Genomic DNA, 23,273 nt, shown 5'->3' with positions numbered 1-23,273 from the left:
ATGAGGAACGCCCTGATCACGGCCCTGGTCGCCGCCGCGGCCCTGCTGACCCCGACACCGGTCCCGGCCGCGCACGCCGCGCCGTCGCCGGGCTCCATCGACGACTACATGGCCCGGGTGCTGCACGACACCGGCATGCCGGGCGTGTCCGTGGTGGTGACCGAAGGCGACCGCGTGGTGCACGCCGCCGGGTACGGCGAGGACTCCGCGGGCGCGCCGGTGACCGCCGACACGCCGATGCGGATCGCGTCGGTCAGCAAGTCGTTCACCGCCATGGCCGTGATGACGCTGGTGGAGGACGGTCGGATCGCGCTGGACGAGCCGGTGGCCGACCAGCTCCCCGGCTTCACGATGGCCGACCCGCGCTTCGCCGGGGTGACGGTCCGGCACCTGCTCAACCAGACGTCGGGCTTCTCCGACACCACGATCGACGTGACGGGGCTGGAGACCGCGACCTCCCTGGCCGACTACGCGGGCAAGCTCGCCGAGGGGTCGCTCGCGGCCGACCCCGGCGCCCGCTACGAGTACTGCAACGTGAACTACGACCTGGCCGCCCGCCTGGTGGAGGTGGCGAGCGGCCGGACGTTCGCCGACTACCTGGACGAGCGGGTGTTCGGGCCGCTGGGCATGACCCGCAGCACGGTGACGGCCGGGGACGTGCGGCCGGCCGACGGGTTCAACTCCGTGTTCGGGGTCTGGGTGAGCCGGCCCGAGCTGCCCGGCTTCCTGGACTCCAGCGGCGCGGGCGGGGTCGTCACCACGGCCGCCGACCTGGGCCGGTGGCTGATCAGCCAGGCCGGGCACGGCGAGCAGCTGGTGTCCCCCGAGGGGCTGCGGGCCATGCACACGTCGTCCACTGTGGACGACTACGCCATGGGCTGGATCCCCGGGGTGGGCCCGGACGGCGTGGCGGAGCTGGTGCACCCCGGCAACCTGTTCACCTACTCGGCCGTGCAGGCGGTGCTGCCCGACACCGGGCAGGGGTTCGCCGTGCTGGCGAACAACGCGTCGTTGCAGGACGACACCTACGACGTCCTGCACGGCCTGATCGCCCTGGCCCGGGGCCGGGAGCCGGACCCGGTCGGCGGCGGGCGGCAGGCGTTCGAGCTGGTGCTCGGCCTGGTCGCGGCGGCGGCCCTCGGGCTCGCGGTGCTCGGCGTGCGGCGGTCGGGCCGGTGGGCGCGGCGCCGCCGGGGCACGCCCGCGTGGCGGGTGGTCGCGCGGTTCGTGCCCCTGCTGGCGCCGGCGGCGGTCCTGGCCGCCTACCCGGACCTGGTGTCGGTCCTGATGAACGGCCGGGCGGTCACGTGGGCGCAGCTCACCTACTTCGCCGTGCCTTTGACGATCACGATCGTCGTGGTGGCCCTGGCCGGGGCGGCGGTCGCGGTCGCCCGCCTGCTCCGACTGCGGTCCACTGAGGACTAGGGTCGTGGCCATGCGGAACGGCGCGGTCCTCGCGGTGCTCGCGCTGGCGGGGCTGGCGAACGGGGTGGCCACGGACGCGTTGCCGGCGTGGCGGCAGGTGCTGTACCCGGTGCTGGCCGTGCTGGTCTACCTGCACGGCCGCCACCTGCCCGTGCGGCGGGGCGGGGTGGTGCTGGGCGCGGTCGCGGCGGTCGGGGTCGTCCTCGGCGCGGTGCGGCTGTGGGAGGGCGTGGGGGCGTTGGCGAGCCTGGGCCTGTCGGTGGCGCTGCCGTGGCTCGCGGGCCGGTTCCGGCGGCAGCAGGCCGAGCTGGTCGAGGCGGCGCGGGAGCGGATCGCGCGGTTGGAGCGGACCCGGGAGCTGGTCGCCGAGCAGGCCCGGCTGCGGGAGCGGGCCCGGATCGCGGCGGACATGCACGACTCGCTCGGGCACGAGCTGGCGTTGATCGCGCTGCGCGCCGGTGCGCTGGAGCTGACCGCGGAGTCGGAGCCGACCCGCCTGGCCGCGGCCGGCCTGCGCGAGTCCGCGGTGACCGCCACGGACCGGCTGCGGCACACCGTCGGCGTGCTGCGCGAGGGCGCTCCACCGCTCGACCCGCCGGACGAGGCGGTGGAGGCGCTGGTGGCGCGGGCGGCCGGCGCGGGCCTGCCCGTGGTGCTCACGAGGACCGGCGACAGCGCCCCGCTGTCGCCGCTGGTGGACCGGGCGGTGCACCGGGTGGTGCAGGAGGCGCTGACCAACGCGGCCCGCCACGCGCCCGGCGCGCCCGTCACGGCGGAGGTGCGGCGGGAGCGGGACGGGGTGCTGGTCACCGTGACGAACCCGGTCGGCGGGGCGGTGGCGACCGGCGGCGCGTCGGCCGGACAGGTCGGCGCGGCCGGGCAGGTCGTCGTGGCGGGGCAGGACGGCGCGGCAGGTCAGGTCGTCGTGGCGGGGCCGGCCGCGGGGTCGGTCGGGCAGGACGACGCGGTGGTGCCGGGCGGCGAGGCGGCGGGGCGGACCGGTGAGGCGGTGTCGGGTGGCAGCGGGTTGGCGGGGTTGGCGGAACGGGTGCGGTTGCTCGGCGGCACGGTGACGGCGGGCGCGGCGGGCGGCCGGTTCACCGTGACGGCGCGCATCCCGGAGCGGGGTGGCGCGTGATCCGCGTGCTGCTGGCCGACGACGAGGCGATGGTCCGCGCCGGCGTGAAGGCGATCCTGCGCACCGACCCGGGCATCGAAGTGGTCGCCGAGGCCGCCGACGGGCGCGAGGCGGTCGAGCTGGCGCTGGTCCACCGGCCGGACGTCGTGCTCCTCGACATCCGGATGCCCCGCCTGGACGGCCTGGCCGCCGCGACGGAGCTGCGCCGCGTCGCGCCGGGGACCGCGGTGCTCGTGCTGACGACGTTCGACGAGGACGAGCACGTGGCACGGGCGCTGGGCGAGGGGGCCGACGGCTTCCTGCTCAAGGCCGCCGACCCCCGCGAGCTGCTGATCGGCGTCCGCGCGGTCGCCGACGGCGCGGCCTACCTGTCGCCGAGGATCGCCCACCGCGTCGTGGCCGGCCTGCGCGACGGGCGGCACACCCGCCGCGACGACGCCCGCCGGCGGGTCGCCGCGCTGACCGGCCGGGAGCGGGACGTGCTGGCGCTGGTGGGGGAGGGGCTGTCCAACCAGGAGGTCGCCCGCCGGCTCGACCTGGTCGAGGGCACGGTGAAGGCGCACGTGAGCGCGATCCTCCAGCGGCTCGGCGTGGCCAACCGGGTCCAGGCCGCGATCGTCGCCTACGAGGCCGGGCTGACCAGGTAGCCGTGCAGGGCGGCGGCGGCTTCCAGCATCGCCCTCGCCCGCCGGCCCAGGTCGGCCTCGCGCGCGGCGACGGCCGCGCGCAACGCCTCCGCGCCGCCCGAGCTGCGGAACTCGTCCATGATCGGCTTGATCGACGGCAGCGGGTAGCGGCTCTGCCGCAGCATGGCGACCAGGCGCGCGTCCCGCACGTCGGTCGGGCCGAACCGGCGGTACCCGTCGGTGTCGCGGCCGGGCAGCAGCAGCCCCGCCGCCTCCCACACCCGCAGCGCGGACGGCCGCACGCCCAGCCGGGCCGCCAGCTCGCCGACCCGCAGCCCGGCGCGCGGCACGGTGTCCGGCGGGTGCCCGGCCACCGCCTCCAACGCCTCGGCCGTCGCCCGCAGCGCCAGCCGCTGCTCGTGCGCGGCGGCGTGCTCGGCGTCCACCCGCGCCAGCGCCACGTCCGGCGACCGGGCGTGGACGGCGCGCATGATCGCCTTGGCGGCGTCCCACCCGTAGCCGCGGCCGAGCGCGCGGTAGGTCGTCAACGCCTGCCGGTGCCGCTCGTCGAACCGCCGGTACCCGGCCGGGGACCGCTCGGCCGGCGGCAGCACCCCGGCGTCGAGGTAGTTGCGCACCTGCTGGGCCGAGATGCCCGCCGCGCGGGCCAGGTCGACCGGGCGAAGTCCCACCGCGAAGCCTCCACGTTCACCGGGTGTTTGAAGGTTACCCGGAACCTCCACGGACCTGGCCTGCGGTCGGTCGGCACAACCTTCAACCAAGAACTTCAACGATACGGTTGAAGCCATGAAACCGGTGACAACCAGCGGGAACCGCTCGCGGTGCACGTGCGCGGCCTGCGCATGCGGTACGGCCCCACCGACGTGCTCCGAGGGGTGGACCTGACCGTCGGACCCGGCGAGGTGGTGGCGCTGCTCGGCCCCAACGGCGCGGGCAAGACCACCACCGTCGAGGTCCTGGAGGACTTCCGCCGGCGTTCGGCGGGCGACGTGCGGGTCCTCGGCGTCGGCCCGGACCGCGGTGACGAGGCGTGGCGGGCCAGGCTCGGCGTGGTGCTGCAGTCGTGGCGCGACCACGGCCGGTGGCGGGCCCGCGAGCTGCTGTCCTACCTGGCCTGCTCCACCGCCCCTACCGGGAGCGGGTGTTCGACCCCGACGAGCTGATCGGCCTCGCCGACCGGGCCCTCGCGCGGCTCGGGACGCTGTCCGGCGGGCAGCGGCGTCGGGTGGACGTCGCGGTCGGCCTGGTCGGGCACCCGGACCTGCTGTTCCTGGACGAGCCGACGGTGGGCTTCGACCCCGCGGCGCGCGTTCCTGACGCGGTGGCCGCGGCCGAGGTCGCCGGGTCGTGGCGGCACGCGGAGACGGCGCTGGTGCTGGGCGCGTGGGCCGTGGCGGGGTTCCTGGTCGCGCCGGCGGTGCTGCGCCGCATGGCGCGGCGCGAGTCGGGGTCGGCGGTCGCGGCCCGTCGCGCGCGGGCGGCGCAGCGGCTCGACTGAACCGGCCGTCAGCGGCCAGGTCGGGCAATTCGCCCCGCTGGAACACCGTCGGCAGATCAGGTCGGGCGGTTCGCCGCGCCGGAACGCCGTCAGCCGGCCAGACCGGGCAGCTCGCCCCGCTGGAACGCCGTCAGCACCCGGCCCGCGCGGGCGTCCGGCGGGGTCGGCGCGAGCACCCGCACCAGGCCGGTCTGGTCGTCGGGCCGCTCGACCGACGCCCCGGGCAGCAGCCCGGACCAGGGCGCGGTCTCCAGGTTGGTGCGCACCAGGTCCATGAGCGCGTTGGGGTTCTCGTCGGGCACGCACACGACCTCGGTGGTCCCGCCGTCCGGGGTCGTGCGCACGCCCGCCGCCAGCGGCAGCCCGCTCCTCGGCCGGCCGATCAACGCCGCCGACACCTCGCCCAGGCAGCGGGCCAGCTCGCCGACCATCGGGTCCGCCGCCAGGGACTTCCCGTCCGGCGGCTCGGTGACCCAGGCCAGCGACTCGGCGTTGGGCGCGTGGCTCACCGAGCCCGCCTCCACCCGCACCCGCTGGAACCCGGTCACGATCCCGGCCTCCGCGAGCGGGCCGGTCGGGTCCAGCTCGTCGTCCGCCGCGGTGATCCAGGTGCCCGAGTCGGCGCGGCGGCCCCCGAGCGCGGCGAGCTTGCCGTCCACGGCGGCCACGTCGACGTCCATCCGCAGCACGGCGGCCCACGCCGGCGGTTGCCCGACCCGCAACGCCGTGGCCGCCTGCGCCGGGTCGAACCCGACGAGGTCGGGCAGCACGTGCCCGTGCCCGGCCAGGCCCGAGTAGCCGTAGCCGCGCAACGCGCCGAAGCGGTCGGCGTCCCGGGCCAGCAGCGCCCGCACCGCCGCCACGTCGCCGTACTCGACCAGCACGGCCGACTCGTCGGTGGCCCGCACGAGCGCGAGCGCGCCCAGGAGCCCGGTCCCCGGCCGCGGCTCGGGCACGTCCGCCGCGGGCGCGCAACCGGCCAGCAGGACCGCCACCAGCGCCAAACCTGAACGGGTGATCACCGCTCGCATGGTAGGGCGGTCCCGCGCCCGGCACGGCCGGTTCACGTGATCCCGGCCGGGATCTCCACCGCGATCTCCTCGCCCAGCCGGGCCCCGCCCAGCAGGTCCAGCTCGTCGCCGCTCCAGAACCGGCCCGGGTCGTACCAGTTCGCCCGGCGGCCGGCGGGCAGCAGACCCATCGCCTCGTAGGTCACCGCGACGACCTCCGCGCAGTACGCGGTCTCCAGCGCGGCGTCCGAGGTCTTGCGCGGGGTCGGCAGCCGGCCGCGCAGCCACCTCGTGGCGAGCCGCGCCGTGGACGGGAACGGGGTGCCGTTCAGCCGCGCCACCGCCCGGAGCGCGGCGTCGTCCTCCTCCCGGGTGGTCGGCCGGTCGAGCTGCCGCAGCCACGCCCGCTGCCCGTACCGGCGCGCCCACACCAGCACCGCGTCCCGCAGGTCGTGCAGCTGCACGCCCCGGTGGTGCGTGCCGGTCCACACGTCCGGCAGGGAGCGGCCCAGCTCGGCGTGCCACATCAGCGGCGGCAGGTCCTCCACCGCGATGGTCATGCCCACGTGGTTGACCGGGCTGTTCGTGGTGACCCGGATCGCGCGGTCGGCCACCGACTGGCCGCGGAACAGCCACACGTCGCCGGTTCGGGTGAGTTCGACCGCCTCGTCCAGACCGATCTTCGTTCCCGCCATCCCGGTAGCCTAGGCACGTGCGCTGGTGGAAGCTCCTCGGTCTGGCCGGTGTCGCGGGCGTCGCCGCGACCGGCGTGGTGATCGCCCGCGCGGAGCGCAAGCGCCGCGCCTACACCCCCGACGAGATCCGCGAACGGCTGCACGCCCGGGTCCGGCAGGCGTCCGCCGACGGGTGAGCCGACCGGACCCCGAACGGGGATCGCCCGACCCGGTACGAGTCGACGCGGCCGACCAACGGCGGGTTGACCACGACCCGGCGCGCGACTGTGGTGAGCCCATGCGCACCCTGCTCACGGCCCTGCTGTGCGTGCTCGTCGTCGCACCGCCGGCCCACGCCCGCTCCCGACCGGTCGGCGACCTCGACGCGGCCACCATCCCGCAGCTCCAGCGCCGGCTGGCCGACGGCACGCTCACCGCGGTGGACCTGACCCGCGCCTACCTGCACCGCATCCGGACCGTGGACCCGCTGGTCCGGTCCGTGGTCGCGGTGAACCCCGACGCGCTCGCCCAGGCCGAGGAGAGCGACCGGCGGCGTCGGCAAGGCCGGGCGAAAGGGCTGATGGAGGGCATCCCGGTGCTGCTCAAGGACAACATCGACACCCGGACCATGGGCGCCACGGCGGGATCGCGCGCCCTGCTCGTGCCGCCCCGCGACGACGCCGCGCTGGTGCGCCGCCTGCGTGCCGCCGGCGCGGTGCTGCTCGGCAAGACGAACCTGTCGGAGTGGGCCAACTTCCGCTCCACGTCCTCCACCTCCGGCTGGTCGGCGGTGGGCGGGCAGACCCACAACCCGCACGTGCTCGACCGCAACCCGTGCGGCTCGTCGTCCGGCTCGGGCGCGGCGGTGGCGGCGTCCTTGGCGCAGGTCGCCGTCGGCACCGAGACCGACGGGTCGATCGTGTGCCCCGCCGGGCAGAACGGCGTGGTCGGCCTCAAGCCCACCCTCGGCCGGGTCGGCGGCGACGGGATCGTGCCGATCTCGTCCCGGCAGGACACCGCGGGCCCGATGGCGCGGCACGTGGTGGACGCCGCGATCCTGATGTCCGCGCTGGAGGGCGGGGGCGCGGACCACGCCGCGGGCCTCGACACCGCGTCCGTGCGCGGCAAGCGGATCGGCGTGTGGCGCAAGGCGGGCCTCGACGCCGACGTGGACCGGGTCGTGGAGTCCGCGGTCGAGGTGCTGCGGCGGTCCGGCGCGACCGTGGTCGACGTGGAGCTGCCCTACCAGGCCCGGGTGGAGGCGGCCGAGTTCCCGGCGCTGGTCGCCGAGTTCAAGCACGACCTGGAGCGGTACCTGCGGACCCGGCCCGGCGCGCCCCGGACGATCACCGAGCTGATCTCGTTCAACGAGGCCGACCCGGTCGAGCTGAGCCGGTTCGGCCAGGAGATCCTCCTCGAGGCCGAGCAGGCGCCGCCGCTCACCGACCCCGCCTACCGGGAACAGCGCCGCACCGCCACCGACCTGGCCCGCCGGTCGATCGACGAGGTGCTCGCGACCCACCGGCTCGACGTCGTCATGGCCCCGACCAACGGCCCGGCGTGGCGGACCGACTACGGCGACGGCGACGACTACCTGCTCGGCTCCTCGACCCCCGCCGCCGTGGCCGGCTACCCGAACGCCACCGTCCCGGCCGGGTTCGCCGGGCCGCTGCCGATCGGCGTGTCGTTCATGGCGGGCCACGGGCGGGACGCCGAGGTGCTGCGCGTCGCCGCCGCGTTCGAGCGCGCCGCCGACGCCCGCCGGGCGCCGCGCTACCTGCCTTCGTGATGCGGTCCGCCGCCCGTGGTGGAATCTTGAGCCCATGCGCGTGGTGGTGTTGGGAACGGGTCTGATGGGCGCCGGCATGGCGCGGAGCCTGCTGCGGGCCAAGCTGGACGTCGTGGTGTGGAACCGCAGCGTCGCCAAGGCGCGCCCGCTCGCCGACGAGGGCGCGGTGGTCGCCGAGGACCCCAAGAGCGCCGTCGTCGGCGCGGACGTCGTCATCACGATGCTGTTCGACGCCGACTCCACCGCCGGGGTGATGGCCGAGGCGCTGCCGTCGGTCGAGGACGGCGCGGTGTGGGCGCAGTGCGGCACGGTCGGGCTGGAGGGCACCGGCCACCTGGCCGAGCTGGCCGCCACGCACGGCGTGCCGTACGTCGACGCGCCCGTCCTCGGCACCCGCGCGCCGGCCGAGCAGGGCAGGCTCACGGTCCTGGCGGCCGGGCCGGTCGAGCTGCGCGAGTTCGTCACGCCGGTGTTCGACGCCCTCGCCATCCGCACCGTGTGGGCGGGGGAGCGGCCCGGCGACGGCCAGCGGCTCAAGCTGGCGGCGAACTCGTGGGTGCTGTCGATCACCGCCGCGACCGCGCAGGCCGTGGCCCTGGCCCGCGGCCTGGGCCTGGACCCGGACGCGTTCCTGGAGGCCATCGCCGGCGGCCCGGTCGACAGCACGTACGCGCAGGTCAAGGGGCGGTCCATGATCGACGGCGAGTTCCCGCCGTCGTTCGGGCTGGACGGCGCGGTCAAGGACAGCGAGCTGATCGTCGCGGCGATGGCCGAGGCGGGCACCGACGACCGGCTGATGCGCGTGCTGAACGGGCAGTACCGGGAGGCCGCGGAACGGGTCGGCGGCGGCGTGGACATGGCGGCGGTCGTCACGGCCTTCCGCTCGTAGCCCGGCCCCGGGTCGCCGCCCGTTCCGGCGATCACCCGTCGTCCCGGTGCCGCGCCGAACCCTGTCCGCTTCCCCGGGTGGGAGTTACCGTCGAACCGGGTACCAGTGGGTGACCGGTACGGGTTCGGCGGTGGAGGTGGCGACGCGTGGGAGCGGGCGGGGTGATCGCGGCCGCCGCCGTGGCCGGCGTGGTGGCCTTCGGCGCGGGCGGCCTGGCCGCGCCCGCGGACCCGGACGAGCTGTGGCGCGACGAGGGCCTGCGGGTGGTCGACCGGGCGACCCGGGAGGACGCCGAGTGCGTGTCCCACTCGTTCGGCCGGGTGCAGGAGCTGCTGAAGGCCGCGCCGTGCGTCGCGCTCGACCGGATGCTCCTCACCGTCACCGACGACCGGGGCAGCACGGCCGTCGTGTTCCTCGCCTGGGTCGAGTTCGCCGACCGCGACCGGGCGCGCGAGTTCAAACGGGTCGAGGACATCCACGGCACCGGCGACATCACCCCGCTGCCCGGCTCGCTGCTGCGGATCGCCGACGTGCCGTTCACCGCCCACAACTACGACTCCGACCTGGTCGACGGCGCCACCGTGGTGATCGCCGAGGCGGAGAACGTCGCCGGCGGGTTCACCGCCGGGTACCTGGACGACCTCGCCGCAGTCGCCGTCCGCACACCGCGTCCCTGACCCGACACCACCCCGCGGCCCCGACCGCCCGACCCGGATCGGCAGAATGGGCGCGGAGGAGGTGCGCGTGTTCCGGTGGGTTGTGGCCCTCGGGCTGGTCGCCGCCCTGCTGGCCGCGATCATCGCCGCCTCGCCGGCCGAGGAGGGTGGACCGAACCGGCCCGTGGCCGAGTGCTCGGACCTGGTGGGCCGCTACGAGCTGCCCGGCACCCGCGCGCACGTCACGCAGGCCGAGCCGGTGCCCGACGGCGTCGAACGCGCGCACTGCGCCGTGCTCGGGTACGTCGAGCCGGCGGTCCGGTTCCACCTCAAGCTGCCCACCACCACCTACACCGGCCGCTACCTCCAGTACGGCTGCGGCGGGTTCTGCGGCGAGCTGACCACGCCCGGGTTCCCCGACTGCGGCCCGGAGATCGGCGGCCTCGCGGTCGCCACCACCGACGACGGGCACGTCGGGCGCGGCGCGGTGCGGTCGGCCGACACCCGGTGGGCCGCCGACGACCAGGCCGCCCGCGACGACTTCGCGTTCCGCGCGCCGCACGTGGTCTCCCTGGCCGCCAAGCGCGTCATCGAGGCGTTCTACGGCGAGCCGCCCGCGTTCTCCTACTTCACGGGCTGCTCCAACGGCGGCCGCGAAGGGCTGCTGCTGGCCCAGCGGTACCCGCACGACTTCGACGGCGTCATCGCGGGCGCGCCCGCCAACTACCACAGCCCGCTCGTGCTCTACCAGGCGTGGCTCGCCCGCACCAACCTCGGCGCGGACGGCCGGCCCGTGCTCACCGCCGACCGGCTCCCGCTGCTGCACGCCGCCGTCGTGCGGCACTGCGACCGCATCGACGGCCTGGTGGACGGCCTCATCGAGGACCCGCGCCGGTGCGACTACGACCCCGAACCGCTGCGCTGCGCGCCCGGCGTCGAGGACTGCCTCACCCCTGCGCAGCTCGACGTCGTGCGCCGCCTCTACGCCGGACCCCGCGACCCCGCCGGCCGCCGGCTCTACCCGGCCGGCCAGGAACGCGGCTCCGAGCTGGGCTGGCGGAGCTGGATCGCGCCCACCGCCCACGACTCCGTGTCCGCGCTGCTCGCCGACCACTACCTGGCCAACCTCGCCTACCCGATCGGCGAGCCCGGCTCGTCGCTGGCCGACGTCGGGCTCACCGCCGAGGAGTTCGCCCGCGTCAACGTCGAGGGCGTGCGCGGCAACGCCATGAGCCTCGACCTGGACGAGTTCCGGGACGCGGGCGGCAAGCTGCTCCTCTGGCACGGCTGGGCCGACGAGGGCGTCCCGCCGCGCGCCCTGCTGGACTACTACGAACGGCTGGGACGACGCGACCGCGACCTCCGCTCCTGGGCGCGGGTGTTCATGGTCCCGGGCCTGCACCACTGCGGCGGAGGGGACCGGCTCACCGGCGTCGACCCGATCCGCGACCTCCTCGCGTGGGTCGAGGACGGCGTCGCACCCGACCGGATCATCGCCACCGGCCGCGACGCCGGGGGACGCGTGGTCCGCACCCGGCCGGTGTTCCCGTACCCGCTGACCGCCCGTTACGACGGGACCGGCAGCGTCGACGACGCGGCCAACTTCGTCGCCGCCCCACCCGCCGGGCCGACCCGGGACTCGGTCGACTGGCTCGGCGTCACCCTGCACCGCGAACCCGGCCCGGTAGCGCCCTGACCTGCGCGGATCCAACAATCCGAACGTTCGGGTTTCGAAATCACGCGATCGGGTTACCCCCAGGTCACGACAACTACGGGGGCGGACGGTGGTGCGAGGTGGACTGGGAGTTCGATGACGACAACGCGGTGCGCGCGGTGCTGTCCTACGTCTCGCGGGTGACCCGCGCCCTCGGCCTCAGCGGCGAGTCCTCCTGCCTGCAGAACCACGGCAGCGGGCTCGGCGCGTACCTCGCGCTCGACGGCCACCTGCCCGGGTTCGCCGACCGCGACGTGGCCCTGCTGTGGGACGAGGCCCGCGGCTGGTCGCTCGCCGTGGAGAGCGACAGCGCCGAACCGCCGTTCGTGCTGGCCCGGCTGCGCGGCCCGGTCCGCCCCGACCCGGCCGCCGTGGCGCGGTGGGTGGACGGCCTCGGCCTCGTGCACGACGACCACCGGCTCCTCGCCGCCGGCTGACCCCGCGCCCCGTCCGGCTGACCGCGTCGGTCATCCCATCCTGGCGATGAGGGCGTCGATGTCGTGCGCGACCACCAACTCGGTGCGCTCCGTGACCATGCCGAGCCGGTGGTTGACCCGGATCATGTGCTCGTTGTCCACGTGCGTGAAGCTGCGCGTCCGCTCCAGGGCCGGGTGGTCCTCCACCAGCCAGTGCGCCATCACGCCCTTCAACCCCAGGCCCAGTCCGCGACCCCGGTGCGCGGCGAGCACCGCCGTGTCGCCCTGGTGCGCCGTGCCCGGGTCGCGCGGCAACACCACCACCTCGGTCAGCCCCACGACCTCGCCGGTGGCCTCGTGCACGGCCGCCACCACCCGCTGCTCGACCCCGTCGTCCCGGAACCCCGCCTCGCTCCGCCGGATCCGCTCGACAGTCCACTGTGGATTGACGAACTCGGTCGTGCCCATCGGGGCGTCGTGGATCGCGCTGCGCGCGGCGGCGTAGGACGCGACGACCTCCTCGGGCGTCTCGTTCGACCACCGGACGACCCGGTAGCCCGGCGGCAGGCCGACCGGCCACCGCGACCGGTCCGCGTCGGCGACCTCCATCGACATCGAGACGACCGCGCGCACGGTCCTGAAGCCCAGCCGGCGGGCCCACTCGGCGCTCACCGCGCCCTCCACGAGCCGCCAGTCCTCGATCACCGTGCGCCCGCGCCGCCGCAGTTCCGGCAGCAGCGCGCGGAGCGCCCGCGTGGCGACGCCCCGACGACGTGACTCCGGGTGCACGACCACCGTCGCCACCGCGATGTGGCTGTTCTCGTCCTCGGGGAACCGCGCGTACGCGTACGCGACGATCCGACCGCCGTCGCGCACCACCCAGAAACCCGCCGGGCCGACACCGGGGAACGGGTTGCGCAACCGTGCCACCACGTCCTCGAACGTCGGCGCCGGTTCGCCCGGCTCGTCCACCGCCAGGCTGTCCCGCATGACCCGGTGGTATCCCGCCAGGTCCGCCTCGTCGGCCCGCCACGGGTCGAACGGTTCGAGGATCACGTCGCGCCCCCTTCGCTCCGGGGCGTGACGTTATCGGCCGAGCGCGGTGCGCGTGACGGGAACGGGGCCGCAGGCGGTCGCCTGCGGCCCCGTCGGGGGACTGCTGCCGCGCTTCACCGGGAGACCGGTTGCAGCACGCGGCCGGACGCGGTGAGGTGTTCCCACGTGCGGCCGCGTTGGCTGGGCGGCGCTTCGCCGTCCGCGGTGCACGTCGGGTACACCAGGCCGTAGGGGACGGGCTGGTGGAAGAGGTCTCCGCTGCGGATGTCGATCAGGTCACGCGACTGCGCCATCACGCCTCCCGTGGCCAAGGGTGGTGATGCCCATGATCCTGCTCCTCGTCGAACCGGTGGGGAGCTTCGGATACCCGTTGAGCTGCACTGATATGCCAAAATCGTTGCGACGTAAGGGTGAAACGGCCGCGATCCCCTCGCGGCGGGTCAACGCCTCCGGTTCGCCTGGCGCCTGTGGTGCGCGACCTCCTGCTCGGCGTCCTCCGCCGGCGGGAGGTCGCGGTCGACGTGGTCGGCGTGGAAGAGCGCTTGGGCGAGCAGGGACCGGACGTGGTCGTTGGCCGCGGAGTAGTAGACGAACGTGCCCTCGCGGCGGCCCTTCACCAGACCGGCGAGGCGGAGCTTGGCCAGGTGCTGGCTGACCGCGGTCGGCGCCGCGCCCGCCAGTTCGGCGAGGCAGGCGACGGAGGACTCGCCCTGGAGCAGGGCCCAGAGGACCTTGATCCGGGTCGGGTCGGCCAGGAGGCGGAACGACTCGGCCGCCAGGTGGACCTGCTCGTCGTTGGGCATGTCGAAGTCCGGCAGCGCGGTGTGCATGGGTTCAGCCTACTTGGTTGCGTATCTGCGTGACTGCGCAGGTATGGTGACAGCCGTGATGAGCAAAGCAGGCGGGCACGGGCACGGGCATGGTCACGGCCATGGGCACGGACATCGCGCGGCCGACCGCATCGACACCGCGCTGGAGACCAGCCGCCGCGGGGTGCGGGCACTCGTCGTGTCGTTCGTCGCCCTGCTCGCGACGGCCGTCGCCCAGGCCGCGCTGGTGCTGATCACCGGTTCGGTCGCCCTGCTGGGCGACACCGTGCACAACTTCGCCGACGCCCTGACCTCGGTCCCCCTGGCCATCGCGTTCGTGCTGGGCCGCCGCGCCGCGTCCCGCCGGTTCACCTACGGGCTGGGGCGGGCGGAGGACCTGGCCGGCGTCGTGATCGTGCTGGTGATCGCCGCCTCTGCGGTCTACGCGGGGTACGAGTCGGTGCGCGGCCTGCTCGACCCCCAACCGGTGCGCCACCTGTGGCTCGTCGCGTCGGCCGGCGCGATCGGCTTCGTGGGCAACGAACTGGTCGCCCGCTACCGCATGCGCGTGGGCCGCGAAATCGGATCGGCCGCCCTCGTCGCCGACGGCCTGCACGCCCGCACGGACGGCTTCACGTCACTGGCGGTCGTCCTGGGCGGCGTGGGCGTCGCCCTGGGCTTCCCCGCCGCCGACCCGTTGGTCGGCCTGGGCATGACCGTCGCCATCCTGTTCGTCCTGCGCGACGCGGCGGCCGAGGTGTTCGGCCGCCTGCTCGACGCGGTCGACCCGGCCTCCGTCGACCTGGCCGAACAAGCCGCCGCCCAGGTCGCGGGCGTCGTGCGGGCCGACCGGGTGCGAATGCGCTGGACCGGCCACGTGCTGCGGGCCGAGCTGGCGATCGCGGTGGACGCGGCGCTGAGCGTCGAGCAGGGGCACCGCATCGCGCACGACGTCGAACGCCACCTGCTGCGCGCCGTCCCCCGCCTGGCCTCCGTCACCGTCCACACCGAGCCCGCCCCCACCCCGGCCTGACCCACCCCCTAACCCTGCCCTCGCCCGACCCGACCCCGACGTGCCCATCCCACCCCGCACCCCGCCACCCGGTGGGTCCTTGCACCGGCCCGAGCCCACCCAAGCCGGGTCCGTGCCGCACGGCATGCCGATCGGGCATCGCGCACGATCGGCCGGTCGGGCGCCGGGCGAACCGTCCTCAGTGGACTGACATGGTCGGGCGCGGCTCGCGGCCAGGCGGGTGCCGCCGCCTTCCGCGCCCATCCCAGTGAACACCGTTGCACCACTCCGCGCGCCGCCGGGACAGTGGTGTGGCGGGCTCCGGCAGCCGGCACGACCGGCGGTCGCGGCCAAGGCAACCTACCGGGGAGGTGCGCGGGTGGCCGGCACGAAGTTGTACGTGAGCAACCTGAGCGTGAACACGACCGTCGACACCTTGAGGAACACGTTCAGCAGCTGCGGTCAGGTGACGGACTGCACCATCGCCACGGACAGCGCGGGTGTCTCGCGGAGGTACGGCAACGTCACGATGAGCACGGCGGCGGAAGCGCAGTTCGCCATCTCCACGTTCAACGGCAGCATGCTCGACAGCAGCCGCATCGGGGTGACGCCGGCCGCCAAACAGTGAGGAGCGGGTCGGCCAACCGGTCGGCGAGGCTCCGGTCGACGAGGCTCAGCGTGAAGTCGAGGGTCGGCGCGAAGTCGAGGGTCGGCGAGGCTTCGCGCGAAGTCGAGCGACCGACGGGCGGCTCGCCGCTGCCCGGTGGGTGGGCACGAGCAGCAGCCTTGCGACTGGGTCCAGCCGCCGCCGGCGCGATCGACGCCACGTCGCGATCGACGCCACGTCCGCTCCGCGCGGGGTCAGGTCCTTGATCGACGCCACGTGGATCAGGTTCCCGCACGCGGATCGGGTTCCCGATCGACGCCGCACGGGGCCACGCGGATCAGGGTGCTGATCTCGGCCGACCGCTGTCTTGCCAGCCGACCGCTGTCTTGCGGCTTGCCAACCGCTGTCTTGCGGGGAGCCTCGCCCATCCCAACCTCGCCCACTTCCACTCCCAATCTCGCCCACCCCGACGCAGCCCACGCCCGCCGCGCCTTGCCGCCTCCTTCTTTCCCGGCAACGAAAACCGCCGGCCGGAAGTTCCGGCGAATTTTCCATTCACGATCGGTTCGCTCGTTCGGGTGATCTTCGGCGACCCCGGCCACGGACGATCACGGCCACCCCGGCCACAGTCGACCGCCGCCCCCCGGTCCACAGTAGACCATCACGTCCTGCGGGCACCCGAAGGCGCGGAGGAACCAGCCGATCGGACGTTGTCGCAGCGCCACCCGCGCCCTACGGTCGGAGCACGTCCCGCCGGACGGAGCACGATCAGCCCAGGACGCCGAGGAGGCGCGGATGAGGGTCGGTGCGGTGGTTGGTGTGCTCCTGCTCGCCGGGGCGACGGTCCTCGCCACCCCGACGGCCGGTGCCACCCCGACGGGCGGTGCGGCGCCGGCGGCAACCGGCGCGGCGGACGATCGGCAGACCGCGGTGGTCTCGTTGGGCGACAGCGCGATGTCCGGCGAAGGCGCGGGGTCCTACGAACCCGGCACCGAAGGCGAGAACGGCAACTGGTGCCACCGCTCCACCCAGGCCATGGTGCACCGCACCCAGCTCGCCGACCGCACCTTCAACCTCGCCTGCTCCGGCGCGGACTCGGCGAACGTCTCCCTCGCCGACACCACGCACTACACCGAGGGCTCCCAGGCCCGCCGCCTGATCGACATCGCCCGCCAGTACCGCGTCACCGCGGTCCTCGTCCAGGTCGGCGCGAACGACGACGTCCGGTTCGCCGACACGATGGTCGACTGCGTCGCCGCGTGGGTGAACCCGTTCGGCCCGAGTTGCCGCTCCGCGCTGGAACGCGAGTGGCCCGCCCGCCTGGCCGGCATGGCCCCGAAGGTGGAGACCGCCCTCCGCGACGTCCGCAGCGCGATGACCCAGGCCGGCTACGCGCCCTCCGCCTACGACCTGGTCCTCACGTCCTACGCCTCGCCCGTGACCGAGAAGATGGACCGCCTGCTGCACGGCCCCCAGGGCTGCCCGCTCCGCCTGGCCGACGCCGCGTACGGCCGCACGGTCGCGGTGCCCCAGCTCTCCGAGGCGCTGCGCGGCGTGGCGACGCGGGCGGGCGTGAAGTTCCTCGACTTCTCCCGCGCCACGGAGAACCGCGAGGCGTGCAGCAAGGGCGACAACCCGGCGGGCGAGTGGCAGCGGCGGCTGACGGTCGACCCGTACGCGTTGGTGACGGGCGGCCTGGACGCGATCGGCCTCCACCTGGCCCAGCAGTCGTTCCACCCGAACGCCGCCGCGCACGCCCAGCTCGGCCGCTGCGTCACCGAGTTCGTCACCGGCGGCGCGGGGGCGGCGCGGTGCCTGGCCGGCGCGGACGGCAACCTGCACGCCGTGCCCTGAGATCGCCCGGCCGGGCAACCCCGATCACCCCGTTCGCGTCCTATGGGTAAATTGGCGAAACCGAACGGGATTCGCAGTGGGGGGATCGGTGTCCATGAACGCCCTCGTCCGCGCGTGCGGACTGGCCGCGGTGGTGTTGACCGCGGCCGCGTGCACGTCGAACGGCGCCGAGCCGCTCAACCCGGAGCTGGCGCCGCGCGGCACCGTCCAGACCACGGCCAAGCCGACCCGGCAGGACCTGACCAACAAGGTCAGCCTCACCGGCAAGGTCACGATGAACCCGCTGTTCGGGATCGTGTCGCCGGTCGCGGGCCAGGTGCGGTACCTGACCGTGCCGGAGCCGACCGCCACGCCGACCCGACCGACCCGGTTCGCGACGGTCTGGCAGGACGGCAAGCCGAACAACGTCGAGGTCCCGGCCGGCGCCACGTTCGGCGGACGCCTGGTCGACGACCGCGCCACGGTCACCGCGGGCATGCCGATCGCGTCGGCGAAGTACGCGGGCTACGGCATCGTCGCCGAGATCGACGGCGAGCAGGCGTACCGGATCTCCGACGCCGCGCAGGGCACGGTGCAGGCGCAGATCAAGAACGGCCCCGGCCCGTTCCCGTGCGCCCTGCTCGGCACGATCGCCGCGCTGCCGGCCGGGACCGTCCCCGCGCCTCCGCCGCCCGTGCAGCCGGACCCGGACGACGACGCCCGGGCCGGGGCCACGAACGCGCCCGTGCCGCAGCAGCCGCAAACACCGCAGCAGCCCTCCGAGCCGACCGGCCTGCGCCTGGTGTGCACCGCGCCCGCCGACGTGAAGCTGATCAACGGCGCCGCCGCCACCCTGGAGCTGGTCACCGCCTCCGCCCAGGACGCGCTGGTCGTGCCGGTCGAGGCGGTCGCGGGCGGCCAGGGCAAGGGCAAGGTCGACGTGGTCGGTCCGGACGGGACCAAGCAGACCACCGACGTCGAGCTGGGCCTCACCGACGGCAAGGTGGTCGAGATCAAGTCCGGCCTGACGGGTGACGAGACGCTCGCCGTGCCGGGCCCGAACCTGCCGCCCGGCGAGCCCGCGGGACCGGGCGAGGCCGAGGCGGGGCGCAAGTGACCACCCAGCCCCTCCCCCCGCCGACGCCGTTGATCCAGCTCACCGGCGTCACCAAGACCCTCAAGGGGCAGGACGAGCCGCGCACCATCCTCGCGGGCGTGGACCTGACCGTGCACCCGGGCGACAGCGTCGCCATCCTCGGTCGCTCCGGCTCGGGCAAGAGCACGCTGCTCAGCCTGATCGGCCTGTTCGACCGGCCCGACGGCGGCCGGTACCTGCTCGGCGACCGGGACATCACCCGGATCCCCGAGCGCAAGGCCGCCGCGCTGCGCAGCGCCGAGTTCGGGTTCGTGTTCCAGCGCTTCTTCCTGCTCAAGCACCTGACGGCGGCGCAGAACGTGGCCATGGCGCTGGTCAACGGCCAGGGCTGGCTGCCCCGGCGCAAGCGCAAGGCGAAGGTGCTCGCGGCGTTGGAGCGGGTGGGCATCGGCCACCTGGCCAAGCACAAGCCGCCCCGGCTGTCCGGCGGCGAGCAGCAACGCGTCGCGATCGCCCGCGCGCTGGTGCGCGAGCCGCGCGTGCTGCTGGCCGACGAGCCGACCGGAGCGCTGGACACCGACACCGGCAACCTGGTCGTCGAGGTGCTGCGCCAGGCCACCGAGCAGGGCTGCGGGCTGGTGCTGGTGACCCACGACCACGACCACGCGGCGAAGATGGGACGGGTGCTGCACCTGTCCGACGGCCTGCTGCGCCCGGCCGGTCAGCGGGTGGTCGCGTGATGAGGCTGTCGGGCAGGCTCCGGTCGTCGCTGATCATCGGCGGCCAGGGCATCCGGGCCCGCAAGCTGCGCACGTTCCTGTCGATGGTCAGCCTGTTCCTCGGCGTGCTCGCCGTGGTCGTGGTGCAGGCCGGCGCGGAGATCGCGAACCGGGCCATGCTCGCCGACGTCGAGATGTACCAGGGCAAGGACGGCACCCGGCAGATCTACCTCGCGCCGGAGGGCCGGAACGTGCCGGTGGCGCTGGAGGTGCTGGAGGGCCGCACCGACGCGGTCGCCATGACCACCACGCGGGCGGTCATCGGCGAACCCGGCGTGAAGCCGATCAACGAGGGCGGCGGCCCGATCGACCAGCCCGGCTACGGCGGGCCGCAGATGCGGTGCGACGAGTCCGGCTGCTACCCCGTGTCCGACGGCGACGCGGGCGCCCCGGCGGGCCAGGCGGTGGAGTTGCAGCTCGTCGGGCTGACCGGCGACATCCGGCAGTTCCGGCCGTACCGCCCGGTGCAGGGGCGGTGGCTCGACTTCGGCGGCGCGCCGTCGCTGGCGCCGGGGATCGTGCTCAACGAGGAGGCGGCGAAGGCGTTCACCCGCTACCACGTGCCCGCCGAGATGCGGGTCGACGGCGCGACGTCCAACCCCACGCCGCGGATCATCGGCGTGGTGAACGACGGCGGCTACCAGCCGGCGGCCTACGTCCGCGCCGACGAGCTGCTGAACTGGCTGCCGGTGACGAGCATGGCCGGCGGGCGCAACGGCCCCGGCCTGCAGGTGCTGATGTCGCCGACGGCGGACGAGGTCGAGCACGTCCTGCGCGCCCGGCTGGTCGCGGCGGGCGCCGCCGCGGACACCATCCACGTCAACACCGTGGAGACGCTGAAGCGGATGTCCACGGAGCTGGCGCTGATGCGCTGGATCTTCCTCGGCATGGCGGCGCTGGTGCTGCTGATCGGCGTGGCGGGCATCCTCAACGTCGGCCTGGCCACCGTGGGCGAGCGGGTCGAGGAGTTCGCGCTGCGCCGGGCCGTCGGCACGCCGCGGATGCTGCTGGCGGGCATCGTGCTGGCCGAGACGCTGCTCACCGGCCTGCTGACGGCGGCGCTCGCGATCGGCGCGGGCGCGGTGGGGCTGAAGGTGGCGCTGGAGCTGTTCGGGTCGCGGTTCCCGTCGTTGGAGGGCACGGCGTTCCCGTGGCAGGCCGGCGTGGCCGGGGTGATCGCGGGCCTGGTGGCGGGCGTCCTCGGCGGCCTGGTGCCGGCGTTGCGGGCGGCGCGCATCCCCATCGCCACGGTCATGCGCGCCTGAGCCCGACCGGGGACCGCCGTGCCGCGGCGGTCCCCGCGACCGAACCACCGGAATTGCGCACGGCCGACCACCGCGCGAAATGCGGAGTTGCCCGACCGCGCATTCACCGGATAAAGTCGCGCCCGTGACTGCCGGGTCGGCCTTGGGCCACGAGCGAGAGAGTCACCCGGCCGGGATTTGACCGCCGGGTGGGCCAGGGGCCCGCCGCCGCACACCGGGGATCCCCGGGTTTCCGCGCACGTAGGCGCGACGCACCCGACCCCGGGCACCACCCACACCCGGGCGCTTCGACGCCGCGCCGCGCGTGTCGCGGTCCCCGTGCGGACCGCCGTGCCCGCGCGTCTTCACAAAACCTCCACCGAAAACCACGGCGCATTTCACCCGTGGTCGTCCGGTCGTGCCCAGAATCAGTCTTGCCCGGAATCAGGAGTCGAACCGCAGATGGATTTCAACCGACAGGTGATCGAGGAGTTCCGCGCCAACGCGGGCCGCGTCGGCGGCCCCTTCGAAGGAGGCAGGCTCATCCTGCTCACGACCACCGGCGCGCGCACCGGCGCCCGGCACACCAACCCCGTGGCCTACCTGCCCGACGGCGACCGGATCGTCGTGATCGCGTCCGCGGCGGGCGCGCCCCGCCACCCGGACTGGTTCCACAACCTCGTCGCCACCCCGCTGGTGACCGTGGAGGACGGCGTCTTCACGTACGAGGCGGAGGCCACCGTGCTGACCGGGGCGGAACGCGAGGAGCTGTGGGCGCGGGCGGTCGAGTCCGATCCGGGGTGGGCCGCCTACCAGGCCAGGACGACCCGGCGGATCCCCGTCGTGGCGCTGAAGCAGGTCTCGGGCGGCCCGCCGAACGCGTCCGGCTGGGGCGCGGCGCTCAAGCTCGTGCACGACGCGTTCCGCCGCGAGCTGGCCATCATCCGCCGGGAGGTCGCCGCGGCCGGGCCCGTGCTGGGCGCGCAGCTCAAGGTGAACTGCCTGACCGCGTGCCAGGGGTTGCGGTTCCACCACACCGCCGAGGACACGGGCACGTTCCCCGCGCTGCGCGAGCGGTTCCCGGACCTCGCGCCGACGCTGGACCGGCTCGGCGAGGAGCACGAGCGCATCGCCGCCCTGCTGGACCGCCTCCGGCAGACCCTCGACCGCGGTGACGCGGGGACGTTGCGCGCGGACGTGGACGAGCTGATCGACGAGCTGGAGGCGCACCTGTCCGCCGAGGAGGAGCAGTTGATCCCCTTCTTGGACGCCTGAGGACAACCGAACGCCCGGTCCGCGGCATGGAAGAGGTGAGTAGGACTACTCGACCGTGTCCCGCCCGGCGGGCATTCCGCACCGTGAGTCGTTCACGACCTGTTGAATGCTCATGTTTCCCATCCACCTGACAAGGAGATGTCGTGGGTAGAGCCAAGGGCTTGGGGGCCCTGTTCGCCTCGCTGGTCGTCGCGGCGACCGCGTTGGGCACGACCGGGGGAGCCTCCGCCGCGCCGGTGGCGCGCACGACGCTGGACCCGGCCGCCGTGGCCGAATCCGTGCGGTACCTGGTCGAGAGCTACGGCGTCGGCGAGCGGGAGGCGCTGCGCCGGCTCGAACTGCAGCAGGAGGCCGTGCGCCTGGACGGCGTGCTGCGCAAGGAGAACCCCGCCGAGTACGGCGGCATGTGGCTCGACCAGACGGCCGGCGTGCTGGTCGTGGCCATGACCGACCCGGCCGCGGCCCGGCGGCACCTCGAGGACCTGCCCGACCGGGCGCACGTCCGCACGCAGGCCGTGCGGCACTCGTTGGCCGACCTGACCGCGGCCAAGGAGCGGATCGCGGCCGGGGTGGGCGCGGGCTCCGACGCGGTGTACCTGCCCGCGGTCAACGAGCGCGACAACGAGGTCGTGGTGTGGGAGCGCCCGTGGGTGGCGCAGGAGAAGCTGTCCGTGGCCCGGGCGCAGGAGGGCGAGGCGGTCCGCCGCGCGCTCGCCGCCGAGACCGGCGTCGCGGTGCGGACCGCCGTGCTGCCCCGGCCGGAGCCGCTGTCCACGCCGAACGTGGACTGGGGCTTCTGCCACCCGCTCTACTGCACCAACCACGGCCCGATGCGGGGCGGCCTGCGGCTGGACATGAAGCGGGACAACGGCACCTGGGGCGGCTGCACGGCCGGCTTCAACCTGCGGTCGACCGGCGGCGGCCACCCGGGCAAGGCGTGGGTGCTGACCGCGGGGCACTGCATGGCCACGAAGACCAACAACACGCCGACCGAGCACAACGGCACCCCGGTGCTGCAGCAGCACGGCATCGAGAAGAACTCCTACCCGTACGACTACGCGGCCCTGCCCTACGTGGACGCGGCGGCGGCGAACACGTGGCTGGAGAGCCACACGAACCGCAACCGCGTCCTGAAGTACTGCCGCAACGGCGGCGCGGACAGCAACGCCGACACCCCGTGCGGCCAGCAGGCCACGTCGGTGGACGAGCTGATCACCGGCGTGCACGGCCTCGCCGAGGTGAAGGCGGGCTGGGTGGTGTGCGCGTCGGGCTCCGGCTCCAGCGCCGTGAACTACCCGGACTCGGTGGACAGCGGCGCGGGCGAGGGCTACCTCGTCGGCACCCGCTGCGGTCGCGTGCTGTCGACGGACGTCGGCATCAACACCGACATCTGCGCCCGCGCCGGTGACAGCGGCGGTCCGCTGTTCAGCCAGGTCGACCACACCGCGCTGGGCATCCTGGAGGGCAGCCAGCAGTCCCGGTCGGGCGCCTGCTACGCCGGTGAGCTGAACAACTACGTGCCGATCGACACGATCCTGACCGACCTGAGCGCCCGCCTGGCGAGCCAGGGGTCGACGTTCTCGGTGATCACCACGCCGAACGGCTGACCGACGCCGAACCCGTGCCCCCATCATCCCGGTGGGGAGCACGGGTTCGGCCGAAACCCGTGGTGGCGGGCCGGGTTCGCGGTAGCGTCGGTGATCATC

23 protein-coding genes and 1 pseudogene are annotated in these 23,273 nt (G+C 74.7%); 18 read left to right on the top strand and 6 right to left on the bottom strand.

Features of this window, described 5'->3' with window-relative positions; translation table 11 throughout:
• The 3 genes from ACWEFJ_RS20455 to ACWEFJ_RS20445 are packed head-to-tail and all read left to right on the top strand — an operon-like array spanning position 1 to position 3,210.
• Positions 1–1,425 carry a serine hydrolase domain-containing protein gene (locus ACWEFJ_RS20455; RefSeq protein ID WP_449714688.1) on the top strand — a complete coding sequence of 475 codons (1,425 nt, stop codon included), beginning with the start codon at positions 1–3 and terminating at the stop codon, positions 1,423–1,425.
• 10 nt (positions 1,426–1,435) lie between these two features.
• Complete coding sequence (locus tag ACWEFJ_RS20450) at positions 1,436–2,563, top strand: sensor histidine kinase (protein ID WP_449714687.1); 1,128 nt, start codon at positions 1,436–1,438, stop codon at positions 2,561–2,563.
• Positions 2,560–3,210, top strand: coding sequence for a response regulator (locus ACWEFJ_RS20445; protein ID WP_378088655.1), 651 nt, complete (start codon positions 2,560–2,562; stop codon positions 3,208–3,210). Before ACWEFJ_RS20450 ends, ACWEFJ_RS20445 begins: the two co-directional genes overlap by 4 nt.
• Here ACWEFJ_RS20445 and ACWEFJ_RS20440 read toward each other — a convergent pair.
• On the bottom strand, positions 3,186–3,881 hold the full coding sequence (locus ACWEFJ_RS20440) for a MerR family transcriptional regulator (protein ID WP_449714686.1): 696 nt from the start codon (positions 3,879–3,881) through the stop codon (positions 3,186–3,188). The genes ACWEFJ_RS20445 and ACWEFJ_RS20440 overlap by 25 nt on opposite strands.
• Before the next feature lie 171 nt (positions 3,882–4,052).
• Here ACWEFJ_RS20440 and ACWEFJ_RS20435 point away from each other — a divergent pair.
• Positions 4,053–4,708, top strand: a pseudogene (locus ACWEFJ_RS20435) (ATP-binding cassette domain-containing protein).
• A gap of 89 nt (positions 4,709–4,797) precedes the next feature.
• Here the strand turns inward: ACWEFJ_RS20435 and ACWEFJ_RS20430 are convergent.
• Positions 4,798–5,730, bottom strand: coding sequence for a hypothetical protein (locus tag ACWEFJ_RS20430; protein WP_449714685.1), 933 nt, complete (start codon positions 5,728–5,730; stop codon positions 4,798–4,800).
• A gap of 41 nt (positions 5,731–5,771) precedes the next feature.
• Positions 5,772–6,413: a hypothetical protein gene (locus ACWEFJ_RS20425; protein ID WP_449714684.1), complete on the bottom strand. Its 642-nt coding sequence runs from the start codon at positions 6,411–6,413 to the stop codon at positions 5,772–5,774.
• A gap of 17 nt (positions 6,414–6,430) precedes the next feature.
• Between ACWEFJ_RS20425 and ACWEFJ_RS20420 the strand changes: the two genes are divergently transcribed.
• The 6 genes from ACWEFJ_RS20420 (at position 6,431) to ACWEFJ_RS20395 (ending at position 11,877) form a co-directional block, all read left to right on the top strand.
• Positions 6,431–6,589: a hypothetical protein gene (locus ACWEFJ_RS20420; protein ID WP_378088644.1), complete on the top strand. Its 159-nt coding sequence runs from the start codon at positions 6,431–6,433 to the stop codon at positions 6,587–6,589.
• Between the two features lie 101 nt (positions 6,590–6,690).
• Positions 6,691–8,181, top strand: a complete 1,491-nt coding sequence (locus ACWEFJ_RS20415; RefSeq protein WP_449714683.1) for an amidase — start codon at positions 6,691–6,693, stop codon at positions 8,179–8,181.
• A gap of 34 nt (positions 8,182–8,215) precedes the next feature.
• Positions 8,216–9,070 carry an NAD(P)-dependent oxidoreductase gene (locus ACWEFJ_RS20410; RefSeq protein ID WP_378088642.1) on the top strand — a complete coding sequence of 285 codons (855 nt, stop codon included), beginning with the start codon at positions 8,216–8,218 and terminating at the stop codon, positions 9,068–9,070.
• 146 nt (positions 9,071–9,216) lie between these two features.
• Positions 9,217–9,747 carry a hypothetical protein gene (locus ACWEFJ_RS20405; RefSeq protein WP_449714682.1) on the top strand — a complete coding sequence of 177 codons (531 nt, stop codon included), beginning with the start codon at positions 9,217–9,219 and terminating at the stop codon, positions 9,745–9,747.
• A 67-nt stretch (positions 9,748–9,814) separates the two neighbouring features.
• The gene (locus tag ACWEFJ_RS20400) at positions 9,815–11,422 is read left to right on the top strand and encodes a tannase/feruloyl esterase family alpha/beta hydrolase (protein WP_449714681.1); all 1,608 of its coding nucleotides are present in this window, start codon (positions 9,815–9,817) and stop codon (positions 11,420–11,422) included.
• 98 nt (positions 11,423–11,520) lie between these two features.
• Positions 11,521–11,877 (top strand): DUF6292 family protein, encoded by a 357-nt coding sequence (locus ACWEFJ_RS20395; protein WP_378088636.1) that lies wholly within the window; start codon positions 11,521–11,523, stop codon positions 11,875–11,877.
• A 30-nt stretch (positions 11,878–11,907) separates the two neighbouring features.
• Here ACWEFJ_RS20395 and ACWEFJ_RS20390 read toward each other — a convergent pair whose 3' ends face one another.
• The 3 genes from ACWEFJ_RS20390 to ACWEFJ_RS20380 all read right to left on the bottom strand — a co-directional run bounded on the left by ACWEFJ_RS20390 (position 11,908) and on the right by ACWEFJ_RS20380 (position 13,742).
• Positions 11,908–12,912: a GNAT family N-acetyltransferase gene (locus ACWEFJ_RS20390; RefSeq protein ID WP_449714680.1), complete on the bottom strand. Its 1,005-nt coding sequence runs from the start codon at positions 12,910–12,912 to the stop codon at positions 11,908–11,910.
• A gap of 113 nt (positions 12,913–13,025) precedes the next feature.
• Positions 13,026–13,205, bottom strand: coding sequence for a hypothetical protein (locus ACWEFJ_RS20385; protein ID WP_053717557.1), 180 nt, complete (start codon positions 13,203–13,205; stop codon positions 13,026–13,028).
• 147 nt (positions 13,206–13,352) lie between these two features.
• Positions 13,353–13,742: an ArsR/SmtB family transcription factor gene (locus ACWEFJ_RS20380; protein ID WP_378088631.1), complete on the bottom strand. Its 390-nt coding sequence runs from the start codon at positions 13,740–13,742 to the stop codon at positions 13,353–13,355.
• 58 nt (positions 13,743–13,800) lie between these two features.
• Here ACWEFJ_RS20380 and ACWEFJ_RS20375 point away from each other — a divergent pair, with 58 nt between their 5' ends.
• From ACWEFJ_RS20375 to ACWEFJ_RS20340, 8 genes are all read left to right on the top strand, one after another.
• On the top strand, positions 13,801–14,754 hold the full coding sequence (locus tag ACWEFJ_RS20375; protein ID WP_449714679.1) for a cation diffusion facilitator family transporter: 954 nt from the start codon (positions 13,801–13,803) through the stop codon (positions 14,752–14,754).
• A gap of 358 nt (positions 14,755–15,112) precedes the next feature.
• Positions 15,113–15,361, top strand: a complete 249-nt coding sequence (locus ACWEFJ_RS20370; protein WP_449714678.1) for an RNA recognition motif domain-containing protein — start codon at positions 15,113–15,115, stop codon at positions 15,359–15,361.
• A 774-nt stretch (positions 15,362–16,135) separates the two neighbouring features.
• Positions 16,136–17,194: a GDSL-type esterase/lipase family protein gene (locus ACWEFJ_RS20365; RefSeq protein ID WP_449714677.1), complete on the top strand. Its 1,059-nt coding sequence runs from the start codon at positions 16,136–16,138 to the stop codon at positions 17,192–17,194.
• 94 nt (positions 17,195–17,288) lie between these two features.
• Positions 17,289–18,290, top strand: a complete 1,002-nt coding sequence (locus ACWEFJ_RS20360) for an efflux RND transporter periplasmic adaptor subunit (protein ID WP_378088623.1) — start codon at positions 17,289–17,291, stop codon at positions 18,288–18,290.
• Positions 18,287–19,009 carry an ABC transporter ATP-binding protein gene (locus ACWEFJ_RS20355; RefSeq protein WP_378088621.1) on the top strand — a complete coding sequence of 241 codons (723 nt, stop codon included), beginning with the start codon at positions 18,287–18,289 and terminating at the stop codon, positions 19,007–19,009. Before ACWEFJ_RS20360 ends, ACWEFJ_RS20355 begins: the two co-directional genes overlap by 4 nt.
• The gene (locus ACWEFJ_RS20350) at positions 19,009–20,313 is read left to right on the top strand and encodes an ABC transporter permease (RefSeq protein ID WP_378088679.1); all 1,305 of its coding nucleotides are present in this window, start codon (positions 19,009–19,011) and stop codon (positions 20,311–20,313) included. Before ACWEFJ_RS20355 ends, ACWEFJ_RS20350 begins: the two co-directional genes overlap by 1 nt.
• A 441-nt stretch (positions 20,314–20,754) precedes the next feature.
• On the top strand, positions 20,755–21,567 hold the full coding sequence (locus ACWEFJ_RS20345) for a nitroreductase/quinone reductase family protein (RefSeq protein WP_449714676.1): 813 nt from the start codon (positions 20,755–20,757) through the stop codon (positions 21,565–21,567).
• Between the two features lie 143 nt (positions 21,568–21,710).
• Complete coding sequence (locus ACWEFJ_RS20340) at positions 21,711–23,174, top strand: trypsin-like serine protease (RefSeq protein WP_449714675.1); 1,464 nt, start codon at positions 21,711–21,713, stop codon at positions 23,172–23,174.
• Positions 23,175–23,273: the final 99 nt, after the last annotated feature.

The organism is Actinosynnema sp. NPDC004786 (genome assembly GCF_053601135.1).
The sequence above is the reverse complement of the archived record's forward strand: the minus strand, read 5'-3'. Positions and strand labels throughout refer to the sequence as shown.

Bases quoted from the DNA above. Each gene is read 5' to 3' on its own strand.
- ACWEFJ_RS20455 (WP_449714688.1), top strand. From the start codon at position 1: ATGAGGAACGCCCTGATCACGGCCCTGGTCGCCGCCGCGGCCCTGCTG.
- ACWEFJ_RS20450 (WP_449714687.1), top strand. From the start codon at position 1,436: ATGCGGAACGGCGCGGTCCTCGCGGTGCTCGCGCTGGCGGGGCTGGCG.
- ACWEFJ_RS20425 (WP_449714684.1), bottom strand. From the start codon at position 6,413: ATGGCGGGAACGAAGATCGGTCTGGACGAGGCGGTCGAACTCACCCGA.
- ACWEFJ_RS20415 (WP_449714683.1), top strand. From the start codon at position 6,691: ATGCGCACCCTGCTCACGGCCCTGCTGTGCGTGCTCGTCGTCGCACCG.
- ACWEFJ_RS20410 (WP_378088642.1), top strand. From the start codon at position 8,216: ATGCGCGTGGTGGTGTTGGGAACGGGTCTGATGGGCGCCGGCATGGCG.
- ACWEFJ_RS20385 (WP_053717557.1), bottom strand. From the start codon at position 13,205: ATGGCGCAGTCGCGTGACCTGATCGACATCCGCAGCGGAGACCTCTTC.
- ACWEFJ_RS20380 (WP_378088631.1), bottom strand. From the start codon at position 13,742: ATGCACACCGCGCTGCCGGACTTCGACATGCCCAACGACGAGCAGGTC.
- ACWEFJ_RS20375 (WP_449714679.1), top strand. From the start codon at position 13,801: ATGAGCAAAGCAGGCGGGCACGGGCACGGGCATGGTCACGGCCATGGG.
- ACWEFJ_RS20365 (WP_449714677.1), top strand. From the start codon at position 16,136: ATGAGGGTCGGTGCGGTGGTTGGTGTGCTCCTGCTCGCCGGGGCGACG.
- ACWEFJ_RS20360 (WP_378088623.1), top strand. From the start codon at position 17,289: ATGAACGCCCTCGTCCGCGCGTGCGGACTGGCCGCGGTGGTGTTGACC.
- ACWEFJ_RS20350 (WP_378088679.1), top strand. From the start codon at position 19,009: ATGAGGCTGTCGGGCAGGCTCCGGTCGTCGCTGATCATCGGCGGCCAG.
- ACWEFJ_RS20345 (WP_449714676.1), top strand. From the start codon at position 20,755: ATGGATTTCAACCGACAGGTGATCGAGGAGTTCCGCGCCAACGCGGGC.